Origin of the sequence: Sphingomonas psychrotolerans, from assembly GCF_002796605.1 — a bacterium.
Taxonomy (GTDB): domain Bacteria; phylum Pseudomonadota; class Alphaproteobacteria; order Sphingomonadales; family Sphingomonadaceae; genus Sphingomonas; species Sphingomonas psychrotolerans.
In genome coordinates, this window is the sequence record NZ_CP024923.1 from 3,956,598 (window position 1) to 3,972,944 (window position 16,347).

The following is a 16,347-nucleotide window of genomic DNA, read 5'->3' on the forward strand; positions in this document are numbered from 1 at the left end:
CACGCGTCGCGGGAGCGGGGAATGTGTCGGAAACGGCGGTTCGACACGAAACCGTTTCGGGCCCACATCGTTTAGTCGGGCGGGGCGAATACCTATATCTGCGGCCTGAACAGGGAGCCATTCACCATGCCGGAAGCGAAGCCGATCATTCCCGTCATCCTCTCGGGAGGATCGGGGACCCGGCTGTGGCCGCTGTCGCGCCCCGAGCGACCCAAGCAGCTGTTGTCGCTGACCGGGGAGCAGACGATGCTGCAATTGACCGCGCTGCGTGCCGCGGGCGAGCACTTCGCCCTGCCGATCATCGTGGCGAATGGCGCGCATGCCGATCAGGTGGAGGCGCAACTCGCCGACGTCGTGACCGAAGTGCAGGCGCTGATCCTCGAGCCGGCGGGACGCAATACCGCGCCGGCGATCGCGCTTGCCGCGATCGCGGCGGGCGGCGGGAGCGACCCGATCCTCGTGATGCCGTCGGACCATGTGATCGCCGACGTCGACGCGTTTCATGCGGCGATCCAGGCTGCGCTTCCGCTCGTCCAGGAAGGGTGGCTGGTTACGTTCGGCATCGCGCCCGATGCACCGGAAACCGGCTATGGCTGGATCAAGGTGGGCGAGCGGCTTGCCGAAGGCGTCCACCGGGTCGCGCGTTTCGTCGAGAAGCCGCCGCGCGACAAGGCCGAAGCGATGCTCGCGGCAGGCGATCATGCGTGGAACGGCGGCATCTTCCTGTTCCGCGCCGACATGTATCTGGGCGCGCTGAGCGTCTATGCGCCCGACATGCTGGTGGCGGCGCAGGCGGCGATGGACAAGGCGCGGCGCGACGGCTTGCGCATCTGGCCCGACGCCGAGGCCTTTGCGAAGTCGCCGTCGGATTCGATCGACTATGCGGTCATGGAGAAGGCGCCGCGGGTGGCAGTGGTCCCCGTCGCGATGGGCTGGAGTGACGTCGGCAGCTGGGACGCGCTCTATGCGATCAGCGAAGCCGATGGCGACGGCAATGTCTGCCGCGGCGACGTAGTGGCGATCGACACGGTGAATTGCCTCGTGCGTAGCGAGCCCGGCAAGCGCGTGGCGCTGGTCGGGGTCAGCGATCTGATCGTGGTTGCGACCGGGAACGACATCCTCGTGTTGCCGCGCGGACGCAGCCAGGAGATCCGGAAGATCGTCGACGCGCTGAAACGGTGACGCCGGGCCGCCGCTGCGATCAGGCGAGCAGCGCCTCGGCCTGATCGAGCGTGTCCTTGAAGGTGGCGACAAGCGCCTGATACGGCGCCGGCGACGCCATATCGAGGCCGGCGCGCTTGAGGATGTCGACCGGATAGTCCGAGCCGCCGGCCTTCAGCACCGAGAGATAATTGTCGCGCTCTTTGGCGCCGCCCTTCAGGATCGCCTGGGCGAAGTACGTCGCCGCGGCGATGCAGGTGGCGTATTGATAGACGTAGAAGCTGTTGTAGAAATGCGGGATGAACGCCCATTCGTTCGCATAGGCCGGGTCGAAGCCCATGCTCGGGCCGTGATAGCGCTTGAGCAGGTCGAAATAGACCTGGGTGAACTTGCTGCCCGACAGGCCTTCTCCCGCTTCGGCGAGATCGTGCGTCTTCAATTCGAACTCGGCGAACATCGTCTGGCGGTAGAAGGTGCCGCGGAAATTCTCCATCTGCTGGCCCAGATAGAAGAGCTTCTCTTCTTTGGTCTTCGCTTGCTTGAGCATGTGCGCGACGAGCAATTGCTCGTTGAGCGTCGAGGCGATCTCGGCGAGGAAGATCGGATAATCGGCCTTGTCATAAGGCTGGGCCGCATTGGCGAGCAGCGAGTGGAGCGCGTGGCCCCATTCGTGCGCATAAGTGCTCAGCCCGTCATATTTCTCCGACAGGTTGAGCAGCAGATAGGGGTGCACTTCATAGGCGCCGGGGTTCATGTAGGCGCCGGGGCTCTTGCCCTCGCGCGGCCACGGATCCATCCACTTCGCCGCGGTCGCCTTCGCGATACGGGCCTGGTACTCGGGGCCGAGCGGCTTGACCGCCTCGAGCGTCAGCGTGCGCATCTGATCGAGGCTGAACGGGCGGTCGAGCGAGACCAGAGGTGGGTAGATGTCGTAATAAGCGATGTCGGGCAGCTTGAGCATCCGCCGGCGCAGATCGAAATAGCGATGGAGCTGGGGCAGGCCCTTGTTCGTCTCGGCGACGAGCGTGCGATAGACCGCCTCGGGCACGTTGTTGCCGGAAAGCGCGGCGGCGAGCGAGGTGGGATACTTCCGCGCTTTGGCATAGAAGATATCGCTCTTGACCTTGGCGTTGTAGGTCGCGCCGAACGAATTCCTGAACTTGCCGTGCGCAGTCCAGAAAGCGTCGAACACCGCCTTGCGGTCGGCGCGGTCGGGGGCGTCGCGATTGAGGGTATAGCCCTGGCTGTCGAGGCGGACCTCCTTGCCGTTCGAAAGCTTGATCGTCGGCCACGGAATGTCCGACGAGCGCAGCTGGCCCGAAATGTCGCCGGGCGCCTGGAGCGGCGCGCCCGCGCTGGCGAGCAGGGCTTCGCCTTCGGGCGACAGCGTATGCTCGGCCTGACGGACGATGTTGGCGAGGTAGAAGTCGAAACGCGTCCGGAGCGTCGGACTGGCGGCGATGAAACCGTCTATCCTGGGCTTGCCGACAGCGAGGATCTCGGGCGCGAACCACGCAGTCGCCTCGCCGAAGGCAGTGTAGAGGTCGACTGCCTGCGCCTGCTTCTCCTGCCAGGCGGCAATCCGGACATCCTCGTCCCCCTTCAGTCCGACATAGGTGTAGACCCGGGCGATCGTCTTGCCGAGATCGGACTGGAGCCCGAGCGCCTCGGCCAGCACCTGGGCGCTCTCGCCGAGCCGCCCCTTATATCCGGCTATGCCCGGCAACGCCGCGAGCGCACCCTTGCGCGCCGCCTCCCACGCCGCGTCATCGGGGTAGATTTCGGTGAGGTCCCACGCGGCGCCGCCAGCCTGGGCGGCGCCCTGGGCCCAGCCGGGCGCGGAGATGGCGAGACTCGCGAGCGCACCAGCAGCAGCCAACGCTTCGCGGCGGGATAGTTCGGTCATCAAGGCTTCCCCGAAGAGCGCGCCGACCGGCCCGGCGCAGTTGGAAAGCCCAATCTGTCGCGCTTTCCCGGCGCAGGGAAGCGCTTTGTGGGTCTGGGAAGTCAACTCCCTTGGCCTGCTCTCTGGAGGCCGGGAGGAAGGAGCGCGTCTGTCGAAAAAAAGCAAAAGGGCCGGGTTTCCCCGGCCCTTCGCATGTTCAGTGAAGCGAAGGACTTTAGAAGTCCATGCCGCCCATGCCGCCCATGCCGCCGCCGCCCATGGGCATGGCGGGCTTGTCGTCCGGCAGCTCGCTCACCGCCGCTTCGGTGGTGATCAGCAGGCCGGCGACCGAGGCTGCGTTCTGCAGCGCGGTGCGGACGACCTTGGTCGGGTCGATCACGCCGGCCGAGACGAGGTTCTCGTAGGTGTCGGTCGCGGCGTTGAAGCCGAACGACGTGTCCGACTGATCGAGCAGCTTGCCCGACACCACGGCGCCGTCATGGCCCGCATTGGCCGCGATCTGGCGAACCAGCGCGGTCAGCGACTTGCGGACGATGTCCACGCCGCGGGTCTGGTCTTCGTTGACGCCCTTGAGGCCGTCGAGAGCCTTGGTTGCGTACAGCAGGGCCGTGCCGCCACCGGGGACGATGCCTTCTTCGACGGCTGCGCGGGTTGCGTGCAGCGCGTCGTCGACGCGGTCCTTGCGCTCCTTGACTTCGACTTCCGAAGCGCCGCCGACCTTGATCACGGCAACGCCGCCGGCGAGCTTGGCGAGACGCTCCTGGAGCTTCTCACGGTCGTAATCGCTGGTGGTGTTCTCGATCTGCTGGCGGATCGCATCGGTGCGGCCCTTGATCGCGTCATGCTCGCCCGCACCGTCGACGATGATGGTGTTGTCCTTGTCGATCGAAACACGCTTGGCGGTGCCGAGCATGCTGAGCGTCACGGTCTCGAGCTTGATGCCGAGATCCTCGGAGATCACTTCGCCCTTGGTGAGGACGGCGATGTCCTCGAGCATCGCCTTGCGGCGATCGCCGAAGCCCGGTGCCTTGACCGCTGCGACCTTGAGGCCGCCGCGCAGCTTGTTGACGACGAGCGTGGCGAGAGCCTCGCCCTCGATGTCCTCGGCGATGATCAGCAGCGGACGGCCCGACTGGACGACCGCTTCGAGGATCGGCAGCATCGCCTGCAGGTTCGACAGCTTCTTCTCGTGGATCAGGATGTAGGGATCGCTGAGCTCGACCGTCATCTTTTCCGGATTGGTGATGAAATACGGGCTCAGATAGCCGCGGTCGAACTGCATGCCTTCGACGACGTCGAGCTCGAAATCGAGACCCTTGGCTTCCTCGACGGTGATCACGCCTTCCTTGCCGACCTTCTCCATCGCCTCGGCGATCTTCTCGCCGACGACGGTGTCGCCGTTTGCCGAGATGATGCCGACCTGGGCGATTTCGTTGGTGCCCGAAACCGGCTTCGAGCGCGCCTTGATGTCCTCGACGACCTTGATGACCGCGAGATCGATGCCGCGCTTGAGGTCCATCGGGTTCATGCCGGCGGCAACCGACTTCATGCCCTCGCGGACGATCGCCTGTGCGAGCACGGTGGCGGTGGTGGTGCCGTCACCGGCAACGTCGTTGGTCTTCGAAGCGACTTCGCGGACCATCTGCGCGCCCATGTTCTCGAACTTGTCCTTGAGTTCGATTTCCTTGGCGACGGTCACGCCGTCCTTGGTGATGCGGGGCGCACCGAACGACTTGTCGATCACGACGTTGCGGCCCTTGGGGCCGAGCGTGACCTTGACTGCATCGGCGAGGATGTCGACGCCGCGCAGAATGCGCTCACGTGCGTCGCGGCTAAACTTTACGTCTTTGGCTGCCATGTTGGCTATTCCTTCTCTAGTTCGTCATCCCGGCGAAAGCCGGGATCTCAGGCGGCTGGTGCCGCGCTGGTGGAGGGAGACCCCGGCGTTCGCCGGGGTGACGGAAAATCAGCCCAGGATTCCGAGGATGTCGGATTCCTTCATGATGAGGAGATCCTCACCATTGACCTTGACCTCGGTGCCCGACCATTTGCCGAACAGGATGCGGTCGCCGGCCTTGACGTCGAGCGGGGTCACCTTGCCGTCTTCGGCCTTGGTGCCGGTGCCGACGGAGACGACTTCGCCTTCCTGCGGCTTTTCCTTGGCGGTGTCGGGAATGATGATCCCGCCGGCGGTCTTCTCTTCGGCTTCGACACGACGGACGAGCACGCGGTCATGCAACGGACGAAAGCTCATTGCGCTGCGATCCTCTAACTAGATTGAACGGGGTTTAGCACTCAGCTTGCCCGAGTGCTAACACGGTTGGATATGCGTAGCCGGAAGGGATTCGTCAACGGGGTTGCGGCGGAATCTTTGACGAGCCGGTCCAACCGATCTCGTGCTCGGACGCAGGCCGGAGCGCTGGGTGTGCTAGAACATCGCTTTCGCCATCGCTCCGGCCGTCGCCGCAGCACGGGAGTGGCTTAGCGGCGCGTGGCGAGCAGGCGCTGGATCGCGGCGGCGACGCTGGGGAAGGTCTCGTTGATGTCGCTCGACACCTTGTCGCGCAGCACCGGCCCGGAGCCGTCGAGGTTTACCGTGAACAGGTCGATGTCGGTTTCGCCGAGCACCAGATACGCGTCATGGCCGGGGCCTTCGCGCCAGAGCTTGTTGGCGGCGACGAGGCCTTGCCAGAAGCCGCCGGGGCCGGGCGTCGCCGCGCTCTGCCAGCTGCCGTAGAGGACGAGGCCGTCGAAATCGACGCCGTCCGAGCGGCGCAGCAATGCGGCATAATCGTCGGGCAAGGTCGCGCTGAATTCGCGCTTCAGCGCCGCCCGCAACGCCGCGATCCTCGTTTCGTCGGCGCCCGCCTGGACGATCTCGCCTACCGCCACCTGCGCGTCGCGCGCCGCCACTATCACTGCATCCATGCCATCATCTCCGGCCATCAGCGTTCAGCTTCCCGTGCGATCCCCTATGGCGTCGGAGGATAGACGAAGCCGCGCGGGATCGGGAAGTCTATCTGGCGGCTCTGTCCGACAGCGAGATCGCCGACCAAGGTTCGCTGGGCGTTGGTGAGCGCGAGATGGTGCGGATCGTTGTTGATCAGCACGAGATTGTCGAAACTGTTGGTGCCGCCGTCGTCGATCGGCAATTTGTGGTGAACCTGCCAGCCCTGCGGCACGCGGCCCGAAGCGATCCGGTCGATCGCGGCCTGATCGAGCCCGGCGCGACGCAGCGCATCGACCTTGGCCGGATCGCTCGCCAGATCGCGCAGGAAATCGCCGCGCACAGTGGAGTCGAAGTCGCGGCGGAGCGCAGCGTATTCGACGCGGTCGCGCTTGACGTAATTGACCGAGACCGAGTCGACGCCGCGAAGCTCGACGGTCTGCCCGCGTACCGTGCCCTGATAGACGCCCTCGTCGGCCTGGCGCGTGCCGGCGCCGAAGAATTCGTCGAGCTGGCTCTTCATGCGCTGGATCGCGTCGCGCGCGCTGGCAGGGAGCGCGTCGATCGCACCCTGCGGGATCGCGTCGACCGCATTCTTGACCTGACGCAGCGCCGGCTCGAGCGCGCCGCGCAACGCCGGATTGGCGACGACGGCGGCAACCGAGTCGCTGACGGTTTGCGCCCATTTGCCGACCTTGCCGGCCTTGGCCGCGTCGCCGAGATAGGGGATGATCCCGGCGGCGGAGAGGACGCCGTTGAGCGCGTGACCGCCGGCATCGCCGAAATCGCCCGAGAAGAGCGAACCGATCGCGCGACCGGCCGAAATGACCGTGTTGCTACCGTCCGAGATCGGCGTCGGCTCGATGATCCCGGTGATGTCGAGCGCGAGCTGAGTGAGGTCGAGGCCGAGCTGCACCGGATCGGGACCGGGGTCGTTCGCTGGAGTCGGCGGTGTGGCGGTGTCGCCCTCGAGCGCGCGGGCGAGTTCGCCGCGTTCGACCGGAGTGAGGTTGCGGTCGATCTCGGCCTCCACCCAGCCGGCGGATTGGGGATTTTCCTGTCGTACGCGCTCGACGCTGGCGGCGAGGCCCTGCACGTCGACGCCGCCGCCGGGCAGGCGGTTCGCGCTGATCGCGAGTTGCGCCTGCGTCGCGAGCTGCGGCGAAGGCGGGCCGATCGGATTGTCGGCACCGGTGGAGCGGGCGGGATCGACCATGTGGGCCTCCGTGGCGTGCGTTCGATGTATTAGCTCACACCCGCGCCGGTCGCTGTAATCGATTCGCTTATCGCCGCTGGAAGGCGTACAATTGCGCTTGCCGGGGACATCGAAGGAGCGCGTCATGACTGTCGCTCGTATCGACGCTGTCGGGCGCCCCGCAGAGGCGTTCGAAGTCCGCACCGTCACTGCCGCAGACCTGCGCGATTCGCTGCGCCAGGGCTGGGCAGACTTTCTCGCACATCGCGGCGACCTGCTGTTCATCGGGATCATCTATCCGTTGGTGGGCTTTGCGGCGGCGGCGATCGCGCTGCAGGATTCGCTGATCCCGCTGTTCTTTCCGATCGCCGCGGGTGTCGGGCTGATGGGTCCGGCGGCGGCGGGCGGCTTCTACGAATTGGCGCGGCGGCGCGAGGCCGGACTGGAGTCCGACTGGTCGCACTTCCTCGATGTCGTCCGGCGGCCTTCGTTCGACGCGTTTCTCGCGGTGGCGGCGCTGTTGCTGATGTTGTTCTTCGCATGGCTGGCGGTCGCTGCCGGACTGTATGTCACGCTGATGGGGGTCGGCGCGCCCGAGAGCGCCGCGGCTTTTGCGACGCGGCTGTTCACTACGCCGGAGGGATGGGCGCTGATCGTGCTCGGCAATCTGGCGGGGCTCTGCTTCTCCGCGGCGGTGTTGACGATGAGCGTGGTGGCGATGCCGATGCTGGTCGACAAGGATGTCGACGCGCGCACCGCGATCCACATCTCGCGGATGGCGGTGATGGCCAACAAGGGCATGATGTCACGCTGGGGCGTGATCGTCGCGGCTTTGCTGGTGGCGGGATCGATTCCCTTCTTCGTCGGGTTGGCGGTGGTGCTGCCGGTGCTCGGCTATGCGACCTGGCACCTCTACACGCGATTGGTGGCGCGCTGATCGCCGCTCGGGCGCCATCTGTATTGCAGAAATAACACACGGCCGTTTACTCGCCTTGCGCCATCCGGTAGCAGAAGGGAGCAATCGAGGAGCGGTGCCAAGTGAGACTGGTTCGGGGCGCGTGGAAAATTCTGGTCGGGATCAAGGACTTCCTTGTCCTTGCCCTGATGCTGCTATTCTTTGCCGGGTTGTTCGCAGCGCTCTCGTACAAGCCCAACAAGGCGGCGGTGACTGACGGCGCGCTCGTCGTCGCGCTCGACGGGACGCTAGTCGAGCAGCCTGAGGAAGCCGATCCCTTCGCCAATCTGGGCGGCGGCGAGACGATGAAGCAGCATCGCCTGCGCGACGTGCTGCGTGCGCTCGAGACCGCGCGGACCGACGGGCGGGTCAAGGCCGTGGTGCTCGATCTCGACCGCTTCATGGGCGGCTATCCCGCGGCGGTCACCGAAGTGGCGGATGCGATCGGCCAGGTGCGCGCGAGCGGCAAGAAAGTGCTCGCTTACGCGACCGGCTATACCGACGACGGCTATGCGCTCGCGGCCAATGCCAGCGAGATCTGGGTCAATCCGCTGGGCGGCACATTGATCGCCGGGCCGGGTGGCACCCAGCTTTATTACAAAGGGCTGATGGACAAGCTCGGCGTCAATGCGCACGTCTACAAGGTCGGCAAGTTCAAATCGGCGGTCGAGCCCTATATCCGCGCCGACATGTCGCCCGAGGCGCGCGCCGCCAATGACGCGCTGTACGGCGCGCTGTTCGCCCAGTGGCGCGAAGGTGTCGCCAAGGCGCGGCCGAAGGCGCGGATCGCCGATTATTTGGCCCAGCCCGACGTGGTGGTGGCGGGGTCGCGCGGCGATATCGCGGCGTCGAACCTCGCTTACGGTCTGGTCGACAAGGTCGGCGACCGGCTGGCGTTCGGCAAGCGCGTCGCCGAGATCGCCGGCGCGCCGGCGGGCAAGCCGGCGGGGAGCTTCAAGACGATCAAGCTGGCCGACTGGGTGGTCGCCAATCCGGCCCCGACCGGGGGCGACGCGATTGGAGTGATCACCGTCGCCGGCGAGATCGTCGACGGCAAGGCCGGGCCGGGTCATGCCGGTGGCGAAAGCGTGAGTTCGCTGCTGCTCAGGGGGCTCGCCGAGAAGAAATTGAAGGCGCTGGTGGTGCGGATCGATTCGCCGGGCGGATCGGCGATGGCCTCCGAGCAGATCCGCCAGGCCGTGCTGCAGGCCAAGGCGCAGGGCCTGCCGGTGGTGGTCTCGATGGGCAGCCTGGCCGCGAGCGGTGGCTATTGGGTGGCGACTGCGGGCGACGCGATCTTCGCCGAGCCCTCGACGATCACCGGATCGATCGGGATATTCGGGGTGCTGCCATCGTTCGAGAACAGCCTCGCCAAGATCGGCGTGACGACCGACGGGGTGCGGACCACGCCACTCTCCGGGCAGCCCGATTTGATGGGCGGGATCAACCCGGTCACCGATCGCATCCTGCAGGCGGCGATCGAGGCCGGATACGGGCGCTTCGTCAACCTCGTCGCCCAGTCGCGTAAATTGACGCCGCAGCGGGTCGACGAGATCGGGCAGGGTCGGGTGTGGATCGGGGGAGTGGCGCACCAATTGAAGCTGGTCGACCGCTTCGGCGGGATCGACGATGCGATCGCTGAGGCGGCGCGGCGCGCCAAGCTCGACCCGGCCAAGGTCCATGCGGTGTATCTCGAAAAGGGGCCGAGCGCGTGGATGCAGTTCGCCGCGTCGGTGATCGGCGGCGGCGACAAGGATGAGGACGAGGATTGGGCCGACCAACCCGCCGGTGCCGACCTTTATGGGCGGATTGCGCTGGAGCGGCGCGCATTGCTCGGCCAGGCGCTGGGCGATGCGCGGCGCTTGGCGCTGGGCGGATCGGTGCAGATGCGCTGCCTCGAATGCATGGGGATGGGACCGGCGATGATGCGCGCCGACGACAAGAGCCTGCTCGACCTGCTGATCGCGAGGATCGGCCTGTGATCGCGATTCGGCCGGCGACGCCGGAGGATGCAGCCTCGATCGCGGCGATTTATGCGCCGCACGTGCTGACCGGCACCGCCTCGTTCGAGATCGAGCCGCCCGATGCACGCGCGATGCGCACGCGGATGGCCGCCAGCGACGGGCTCTATCCGTGGATGGTCGCCACCACCGGCGATCCCGATGGCGGGGTGATCGGCTATGCCTTTGCCGGCAAGTTCCGCGACCGGCCGGCCTATCGCTACGTCTGCGAGACTTCGATCTACCTGACCGACGCATCGAGCGGCTCGGGCGTGGGGCGGCTGCTCTACGAGGCGCTGATCGACACGCTGCGCGCGCAGGGCTTCGTCCATGCCATCGGCGCGATCACCCTTCCCAACGACCGCTCGATCCGGCTGCACGAGGCGACCGGGTTCCGCCGCGCCGGTGTCTATCGCGAGGTCGGCTTCAAGCACGGCCAGTGGATCGACGTCGGCTTCTGGCAATGCGAGCTCAACGCGCCGGTCGTGCCACCGGTGGAGCCGAAGAAGTTCAGCGATGTCGGGGTGGTGCGGGGCTAACGCCGCGTCGAGGCGCGTCAAACCAGGCGGCGATTCGTTTCGTAGCCCCCTTCAATGCCTCTTCGAAGTTGCACGCCGGGCGCTCTGCAGGGTCGCCGAAAAGATCGAGGTGGAGTGGATGCTCGGCCAGATGGGCGTCGAACAGCGGAACGCGCATGCAGAGATGCGTGATGTCGGTGTACCAGGCTGCGATCACCGACAGAAAGAGATCGTCCACGAAGACCGTTGCCGAGCCAAACAGGCGTTCGTCGCAAATTAGCGTAGCGATCTCGGGCGTCAGATCGCACACATGAAATCGCCCGGTCACGCCGTCGCCAGGATAATCTAGGAAGAAGCCCCTGGTAGCGCCGCCGCTTTGCAACGTCCCGAAAAGTTCTGGAGCATTCTCCGAAAGATCCCACTCGATCAGCGGCAGCACCTGCAGGGGATAGCGAGCGAGCACGCTCCGCTGCACGTCGATTCTCCCGGGACCATCCGCGACAAGCCCCGAAGCAAACGCCGCGATAGCCGGTTCTTCTCGAATGTCGCCGCTGCGGAAATGCCGTTCGTGGAAATCCCACATTCTACCGCCCTCCCCGATAGGCGGGCAGATGCAGCTTCCAGACGATCGCGGCGGCGCGCAGTGCGAAGCCGGCGGCCGCGGCGATCAGCCCGGCGGCCAGCGGCGTGAGGCCGGCGAGGCTGAGCGCGACATAGACCGACGAGGCGAGCGCGGCGGCGGTGACGTAGAGTTCGGGGCGCATCAGGATCGAAGGCTCGCCGACCAGCACGTCGCGGATGATCCCGCCGAGGCACGCGGTCATCACGCCCATCAAGGCGGCCGGAACCGGCGGGATGCCGTAGCCGAGCGACTTGGCGGCGCCGAACGCGGCATAAGCGGCGAGGCCGAGGGCATCGAGCCAGTCGAAGGTGCGGGCGCTCCACCAGCGCTGCGGGGTGAACCAGATCGCCGCGGCGACCGCGAGGATCAGCACCGCGAACGTCGCGTCATGGACCCAGAAGACCGGCGCGCCGATCAGCAAGTCGCGCACGGTGCCGCCGCCGACGCCGGTGATCAGCGCGAAGAACACCACGGTGACGAAGGTCTGGGCGCGGCGCGTGGCCGAGAGTGCGCCGGTCGCGGCGAACACGGCGATGCCGAATAGATCGAGCACGGGAAGGATGGGGCCGATCTGGGCAGCGACCTGAGCTTGCATGACGGCATTGTCCCCTGTCGGCGCGGAGAGGTCAAACGTGGGGTGGCGGCATCCGATGTGCTGCGGCATTAAGGCTGCATGGAACGGACTGAATCGCCGTTGATCGCCGTCGCCGTCTGCCTCGCCGCGCTCGCGGGGTTCGTCGATGCGCTCGCCTTCACCAGCCTTGGCGGTTTCTTCGCCTCGTTCATGAGCGGCAATTCGACGCGGCTGGGAGTCGGGCTGGGCCAGGGGATCGGCAGCGACGCGGCAGTGGCGGGCGGGCTGATCCTGAGCTTCGTGGGTGGAGTGATCGTGTCGAGCGTGCTCGTCCGCGCAGCGGGCGCGCGGCACAAGACCGCAGTGATGGCGACGGTGACGGGCTTGCTGACACTGGCGGCGATCGTCGCGGCGGTGGCGCCGGGGCCGCCGGTGCTCGTCCTGCTCGCCGCGGCGATGGGCACCGAAAATGGGGTGTTCAATCGCGACGGCGAAGTGACGATCGGGCTGACCTATATGACCGGATCGCTGGTGCGGATCGGGCAGAAGCTCGCCGGTGCGCTGATGGGCGACCGCGATCGCTGGGGCTGGGTGCCGTATCTGGCGCTGTGGCTGGGATTTCTCGCCGGGGTGGTCTCGGGCGCGGCGAGCCAGCTGCGCTGGGGGTGGGAGGCGCTGTGGCTGGCGGCGCTGATCGCGGCGGCGCTGACCGTCGCGATTGCGCGCGTGGCCGACCGACGCGTGCTACCAGCCGAAGCGGTCTAGCATCGCCCGCGCTTCGGCAGCAGGCATTCGCGCGATCAGCACCCGCATCGTCGCCCCGCCGATCAGCGTGCCTGCGTGCCACCACGCCCAGTCCACCACCTGATTGTCGCGGACGCTGACTTGCTGGCCCTGCGTGAAACCGGGTGAGTGTGGCGGGTTGAGCAGGCGCGCGATCGTCACGTCGCCCTTGTGCGAAATCACTTCGGCCCAGATGAATTCGGAAGGCGCGCCGGGAAGCAGATCATATTTGATCATGAACCCGCCCTCGTCGGGGCCGGGTGCAGTGGCGTGACCGAAGAAGACGGGGAGGCCGGCGCGCGCCTTCTTCATCGCCGCCGCCATCTCCGGATCGCCGGCAGGGACGGCGATCGTTGCGTCCTGGGCGCGCGCCGATGCCGACGGGGCGAGCAGAGACAGGGCGATAGCGACACGGCAAAGCCGCGTCGTCGGTCGGCGCTTTGGCGCCGCCGGCCGGCCGGGCCTGGGGCGCTCGCGATTAGCTCCGCTAATCCCGTCGCCGGCCCGGCGCATCAGATGTGGATCGGCTTGCCGAGCACGCCCATCGCGGCTTCCTTGATCGCCTCGCTGTGGGTCGGGTGGGCGTGGCAGGTATAGGCGATGTCTTCGGAGGTCGCGCCGAACTCCATTGCCTGTGCGACCTGCGCGATCATCGTGCCGGCGACCGAGGTGATGATCCACGCGCCGAGCACGCGATCGGTCTTCGCATCGGCGATGACCTTCACCCAGCCGACGGTGTCGTCGATCGCCTTGGCGCGGCTGTTGCCTGCCATCGGGAACTTGCCGATTTTGATCTCGCCCTTTTCCTTGGCCTGCTCTTCGGTGAGGCCGACGCCGGCGATTTCGGGGTGGGTGTAGACCACGCTCGGGATGACATCGTGGTTCACGATGCCGGTGAGGCCGGCGATGTTCTCGGCAACCGCGATGCCTTCGTCCTCGGCCTTGTGCGCGAGCATCGGGCCGGGGATGACGTCGCCGATCGCCCAGACGCCGTCGACCTTGGTGCGGAAGCTGTGGTCGGTTTCGATCTGGCCGCGCTGGTTGGTGGCGAGGCCGATCTTGTCGAGGCCGAGGCCGTCGGTGTTGGGCTTGCGCCCGATCGAGACGAGCACGGCATCGGCCTCGATCGTCTCGGGTGTGCCGCCTGCGGCGGGCTCGACCGTCACCGTCGCCTTGCCGCCATTGACGGCGACGCCGGTGACCTTGGTCGAGAGCTTGATCTCCATGCCCTGCTTCTTGAAGATCTTGGCGGCTTCCTTGCGGACCTCGCTGTCCATGCCGGGGAGCAGCTGGTCGAGGAACTCGACGACCGTAACCTTGGCGCCGAGGCGCTGCCAGACCGAGCCGAGCTCGAGCCCGATCACACCGCCGCCGATCACGACGAGATGCTCGGGGACCTTCTCCAGCGCAATCGCGCCGGTCGAATCGACGACGATCTTCTGGTCGATCTCGACGCCGGGGAGCGGGGTCACCGACGATCCGGTGGCGATGACGACGTTCTTCGCGGTGACTTTCCGCTCGCCGACCTGCACCGTGTGTGCGTCGATAAAGGTGCCCAGACCCTTCACCCATTCGACCTTGTTCTTCTTGAACAGGAATTCGATACCGCCGGTCAGGCCGGTGACCGCCTTCGCCTTGTCGGCCATCATCGCCGGCAGATCGAGCTCGACGCTGCCCAGCTTGACGCCATGCTTGGCGAGCGCGCCCGAGGCGGCTTCGTAGAACTTCTCGGAGGCGTTGAGCAAAGCCTTGGAAGGGATGCAGCCGACGTTGAGGCAGGTACCGCCCAGCGTCTCGCGCGATTCCACGCAACCGGTACGCAGGCCGAGCTGCGCGGCGCGGATCGCAGCGACATAGCCGCCGGGGCCGGAGCCGATCACGAGGACGTCGAAGTCGTAATTGCCGTCTGCCATCTACTTGCTCCACTTGTGCTCCTGCGAAAGCAGGAGCCCAGGGTTACGAAGGGCGCCGCTTGTGGCTCTGGACTCCTGCTTTCGCAGGAGCACGACTAGCCAAACAACGTCCCGTACAAATCCTTCCACTGCGGATTATGTTGTTCGATCAGTTCGATCTTCCAAGCCCGCTTCCATTTTTTATCTGCAGCTCGCGAAGGCGAGCTGCATCGAGATCGTCATGTGCCTCGTACCAGACGAGGAGCTTGCAGCCGTGCCGTTTGGTGAAGCCCTCCACCAATCCGTTGCGATGCTGCTGGTACACACGTCCGGGGAGGTCGCTGGTGACGCCGGTGTAGAGCGTTCCGTTGCGCTTGCTCGCCATGATGTAGACACAGCCGGATTTCGTTTCTGCCTCCCGTCATGGGCTCCTGCGAAAGCAGGAGCCCAGAGTCGCAAGCGATGTCCTTTAGTAATCCTGGGCTCCTGCTTTCGCAGGAGCACATGGAGATAGATCTTACAGATCGATCAGCAGCCGGGTCGGATCCTCGATCGCATTCTTGAGCGCGACGAGGAAGGTGACTGCCTCGCGGCCGTCGATCAGGCGGTGATCATAGCTGAGCGCGAGATACATCATCGGACGGACGACGATCTGGCCATCGCGGACCACCGGGCGGTCCTCGATACGGTGAAGGCCGAGCACCGCGCTTTGCGGCGGATTGATGATCGGAGTCGACATCAGCGAGCCGAACACACCACCGTTGGAGATGGTGAAAGTCCCCCCCTTCATCTCTTCCATCTTGAGCGTGCCGTCCTTGGCGCGCTTGCCGAAATCGCCGATCGTCTTCTCGATGCCGGCGACCGACAGGCTTTGCGCGTCGCGGATGACGGGCACGACGAGGCCCTGCGGTGCGGAGACTGCGACCGAAATGTCGGCATAATCGTGATAGACGATCTCTTCGCCGTCGATCGACGCGTTGACCGAGGGAATGTCGCGCAGCGCCTGGACGGCGGCCTTCACGAAGAAGCCCATGAAGCCGAGACGGACGCCGTGCTTCTTCTCGAACAGATCCTTGTACTTCGTCCGCGCGGCGATGACTTCGGTCATGTCGACGTCGTTGAACGTCGTCAGCATCGCGGCGGTGTTCTGCGCTTCCTTGAGGCGCTTGGCGACGGTCTGGCGCAGGCGCGTCATGCGGACGCGTTCTTCCTTGCGGCCTCCCGAAGTCGAAGCGGCCGGAGCAGGAGCAGGCGCGGCTGCCGGAGCGGCAGCGGGCTTGGCTGCTGCGGCGGCGACGACATCGTCCTTGGTCAGCCGGCCGTCCTTGCCGGTGCCCTGCACGGTCGAGGGATCGACGCCGGTCTCGAGCACCGCGCGACGCACCGACGGCGACAGTGCGGCGGCGTCGGCACCGCGTTCGCGGACCTGCTCGCCGGGTCCTGCCTGTTCGCCGGTCGCGACGGGCGCGGGTGCGGCAGGGGCAGAGGCGGGTGCGGCAGCAGCGGCTCCGCCGCCTTCGCCGACCGTCGCGATCACCGCGCCGACTGCGACGGTGTCGCCGACCTTGACCAACTGGTCACCCATCACGCCCGCAACGGGCGAAGGGACCTCGACCGAGACCTTGTCGGTCTCGAGGCTGGCGATCGGCTCGTCGAGCTTGACCGCGTCGCCGGGCTTCTTGAGCCACTCGCCGAGCGTCGCTTCGGTGATCGATTCCCCCAGGACCGGGACCTTAACGTCTGCCATCTTGTCTACCTCGTCATCCCGGTGAAAGCCGGGATCTCATGGTGTTA

15 protein-coding genes and 1 pseudogene are annotated in these 16,347 nt (G+C 66.2%); 5 read left to right on the forward strand and 11 right to left on the reverse strand.

The features are described 5' to 3' along the window. Positions 1-126: 126 nt before the first annotated feature. The gene (locus CVN68_RS18005) at positions 127-1,182 is read left to right on the forward strand and encodes a mannose-1-phosphate guanylyltransferase/mannose-6-phosphate isomerase (protein ID WP_100283422.1); all 1,056 of its coding nucleotides are present in this window, start codon (positions 127-129) and stop codon (positions 1,180-1,182) included. Between the two features lie 19 nt (positions 1,183-1,201). On the opposite strand, the gene pepF is transcribed toward CVN68_RS18005, so the two are convergent. From pepF to CVN68_RS18030, 5 genes are all read right to left on the reverse strand, one after another. Beyond that, complete coding sequence (pepF, locus tag CVN68_RS18010; RefSeq protein ID WP_100284507.1) at positions 1,202-3,067, reverse strand: oligoendopeptidase F; 1,866 nt, start codon at positions 3,065-3,067, stop codon at positions 1,202-1,204. A 214-nt stretch (positions 3,068-3,281) separates the two neighbouring features. After that, positions 3,282-4,925, reverse strand: a complete 1,644-nt coding sequence (groL, locus tag CVN68_RS18015) for a chaperonin GroEL (protein ID WP_100283423.1) — start codon at positions 4,923-4,925, stop codon at positions 3,282-3,284. A 108-nt stretch (positions 4,926-5,033) separates the two neighbouring features. Then, entirely contained in the window at positions 5,034-5,321 is a 288-nt protein-coding gene (groES, locus tag CVN68_RS18020; protein WP_100283424.1) for a co-chaperone GroES, read from the reverse strand. Positions 5,322-5,548: 227 nt separating this feature from the next. Further along, a complete protein-coding gene (locus tag CVN68_RS18025; RefSeq protein ID WP_158298948.1) occupies positions 5,549-5,995 on the reverse strand; it encodes a YrhA family protein in 447 nt (148 codons plus the stop codon). Between the two features lie 44 nt (positions 5,996-6,039). Further along, entirely contained in the window at positions 6,040-7,230 is a 1,191-nt protein-coding gene (locus tag CVN68_RS18030; protein ID WP_100283426.1) for an HNH endonuclease, read from the reverse strand. A 124-nt stretch (positions 7,231-7,354) separates the two neighbouring features. On the opposite strand from CVN68_RS18030, the gene CVN68_RS18035 reads away from it, so the two are divergent. The 3 genes from CVN68_RS18035 to CVN68_RS18045 all read left to right on the forward strand — a co-directional run bounded on the left by CVN68_RS18035 (position 7,355) and on the right by CVN68_RS18045 (position 10,703). After that, positions 7,355-8,146, forward strand: coding sequence for a DUF2189 domain-containing protein (locus CVN68_RS18035; protein ID WP_100283427.1), 792 nt, complete (start codon positions 7,355-7,357; stop codon positions 8,144-8,146). Between the two features lie 101 nt (positions 8,147-8,247). After that, positions 8,248-10,146, forward strand: a complete 1,899-nt coding sequence (sppA, locus tag CVN68_RS18040; RefSeq protein ID WP_100283428.1) for a signal peptide peptidase SppA — start codon at positions 8,248-8,250, stop codon at positions 10,144-10,146. Next, on the forward strand, positions 10,143-10,703 hold the full coding sequence (locus CVN68_RS18045; protein ID WP_100283429.1) for a GNAT family N-acetyltransferase: 561 nt from the start codon (positions 10,143-10,145) through the stop codon (positions 10,701-10,703). The genes sppA and CVN68_RS18045 overlap by 4 nt, the downstream gene beginning before the upstream one ends. Here CVN68_RS18045 and CVN68_RS18050 read toward each other — a convergent pair. Together CVN68_RS18050 and CVN68_RS18055 are read right to left on the reverse strand one after the other, a co-directional pair. Beyond that, positions 10,675-11,265, reverse strand: coding sequence for a hypothetical protein (locus tag CVN68_RS18050; RefSeq protein ID WP_100283430.1), 591 nt, complete (start codon positions 11,263-11,265; stop codon positions 10,675-10,677). The two genes, CVN68_RS18045 and CVN68_RS18050, sit on opposite strands and share 29 nt — an antisense overlap. Before the next feature lies 1 nt (position 11,266). Then, positions 11,267-11,899 carry a trimeric intracellular cation channel family protein gene (locus CVN68_RS18055; protein ID WP_100283431.1) on the reverse strand — a complete coding sequence of 211 codons (633 nt, stop codon included), beginning with the start codon at positions 11,897-11,899 and terminating at the stop codon, positions 11,267-11,269. Positions 11,900-11,977: 78 nt separating this feature from the next. On the opposite strand from CVN68_RS18055, the gene CVN68_RS18060 reads away from it, so the two are divergent. Beyond that, positions 11,978-12,643, forward strand: a complete 666-nt coding sequence (locus tag CVN68_RS18060) for a YoaK family protein (RefSeq protein WP_100283432.1) — start codon at positions 11,978-11,980, stop codon at positions 12,641-12,643. Here CVN68_RS18060 and CVN68_RS24065 read toward each other — a convergent pair. The 4 genes and pseudogenes from CVN68_RS24065 to odhB all read right to left on the reverse strand — a co-directional run bounded on the left by CVN68_RS24065 (position 12,623) and on the right by odhB (position 16,300). Continuing rightward, entirely contained in the window at positions 12,623-12,973 is a 351-nt protein-coding gene (locus tag CVN68_RS24065) for a DUF2314 domain-containing protein (protein ID WP_233503417.1), read from the reverse strand. The two genes, CVN68_RS18060 and CVN68_RS24065, sit on opposite strands and share 21 nt — an antisense overlap. Positions 12,974-13,173: 200 nt before the next feature. Then, on the reverse strand, positions 13,174-14,574 hold the full coding sequence (gene lpdA / locus CVN68_RS18070; RefSeq protein ID WP_100283434.1) for a dihydrolipoyl dehydrogenase: 1,401 nt from the start codon (positions 14,572-14,574) through the stop codon (positions 13,174-13,176). Positions 14,575-14,669: 95 nt separating this feature from the next. Next, positions 14,670-14,938 (reverse strand): annotated as a pseudogene (locus CVN68_RS18075) (GIY-YIG nuclease family protein). Between the two features lie 132 nt (positions 14,939-15,070). After that, complete coding sequence (gene odhB / locus CVN68_RS18080) at positions 15,071-16,300, reverse strand: 2-oxoglutarate dehydrogenase complex dihydrolipoyllysine-residue succinyltransferase (protein WP_100283435.1); 1,230 nt, start codon at positions 16,298-16,300, stop codon at positions 15,071-15,073. Between the last annotated feature and the right edge of the window lie 47 nt (positions 16,301-16,347).

Bases quoted from the DNA above. Each gene is read 5' to 3' on its own strand.
- CVN68_RS18005 (WP_100283422.1), top strand. From the start codon at position 127: ATGCCGGAAGCGAAGCCGATCATTCCCGTCATCCTCTCGGGAGGATCG.
- pepF (WP_100284507.1), bottom strand. From the start codon at position 3,067: ATGACCGAACTATCCCGCCGCGAAGCGTTGGCTGCTGCTGGTGCGCTC.
- groL (WP_100283423.1), bottom strand. From the start codon at position 4,925: ATGGCAGCCAAAGACGTAAAGTTTAGCCGCGACGCACGTGAGCGCATT.
- groES (WP_100283424.1), bottom strand. From the start codon at position 5,321: ATGAGCTTTCGTCCGTTGCATGACCGCGTGCTCGTCCGTCGTGTCGAA.
- CVN68_RS18025 (WP_158298948.1), bottom strand. From the start codon at position 5,995: ATGGATGCAGTGATAGTGGCGGCGCGCGACGCGCAGGTGGCGGTAGGC.
- CVN68_RS18030 (WP_100283426.1), bottom strand. From the start codon at position 7,230: ATGGTCGATCCCGCCCGCTCCACCGGTGCCGACAATCCGATCGGCCCG.
- CVN68_RS18035 (WP_100283427.1), top strand. From the start codon at position 7,355: ATGACTGTCGCTCGTATCGACGCTGTCGGGCGCCCCGCAGAGGCGTTC.
- CVN68_RS18050 (WP_100283430.1), bottom strand. From the start codon at position 11,265: ATGTGGGATTTCCACGAACGGCATTTCCGCAGCGGCGACATTCGAGAA.
- CVN68_RS18055 (WP_100283431.1), bottom strand. From the start codon at position 11,899: ATGCAAGCTCAGGTCGCTGCCCAGATCGGCCCCATCCTTCCCGTGCTC.
- CVN68_RS18060 (WP_100283432.1), top strand. From the start codon at position 11,978: ATGGAACGGACTGAATCGCCGTTGATCGCCGTCGCCGTCTGCCTCGCC.
- CVN68_RS24065 (WP_233503417.1), bottom strand. From the start codon at position 12,973: ATGAAGAAGGCGCGCGCCGGCCTCCCCGTCTTCTTCGGTCACGCCACT.
- lpdA (WP_100283434.1), bottom strand. From the start codon at position 14,574: ATGGCAGACGGCAATTACGACTTCGACGTCCTCGTGATCGGCTCCGGC.
- odhB (WP_100283435.1), bottom strand. From the start codon at position 16,300: ATGGCAGACGTTAAGGTCCCGGTCCTGGGGGAATCGATCACCGAAGCG.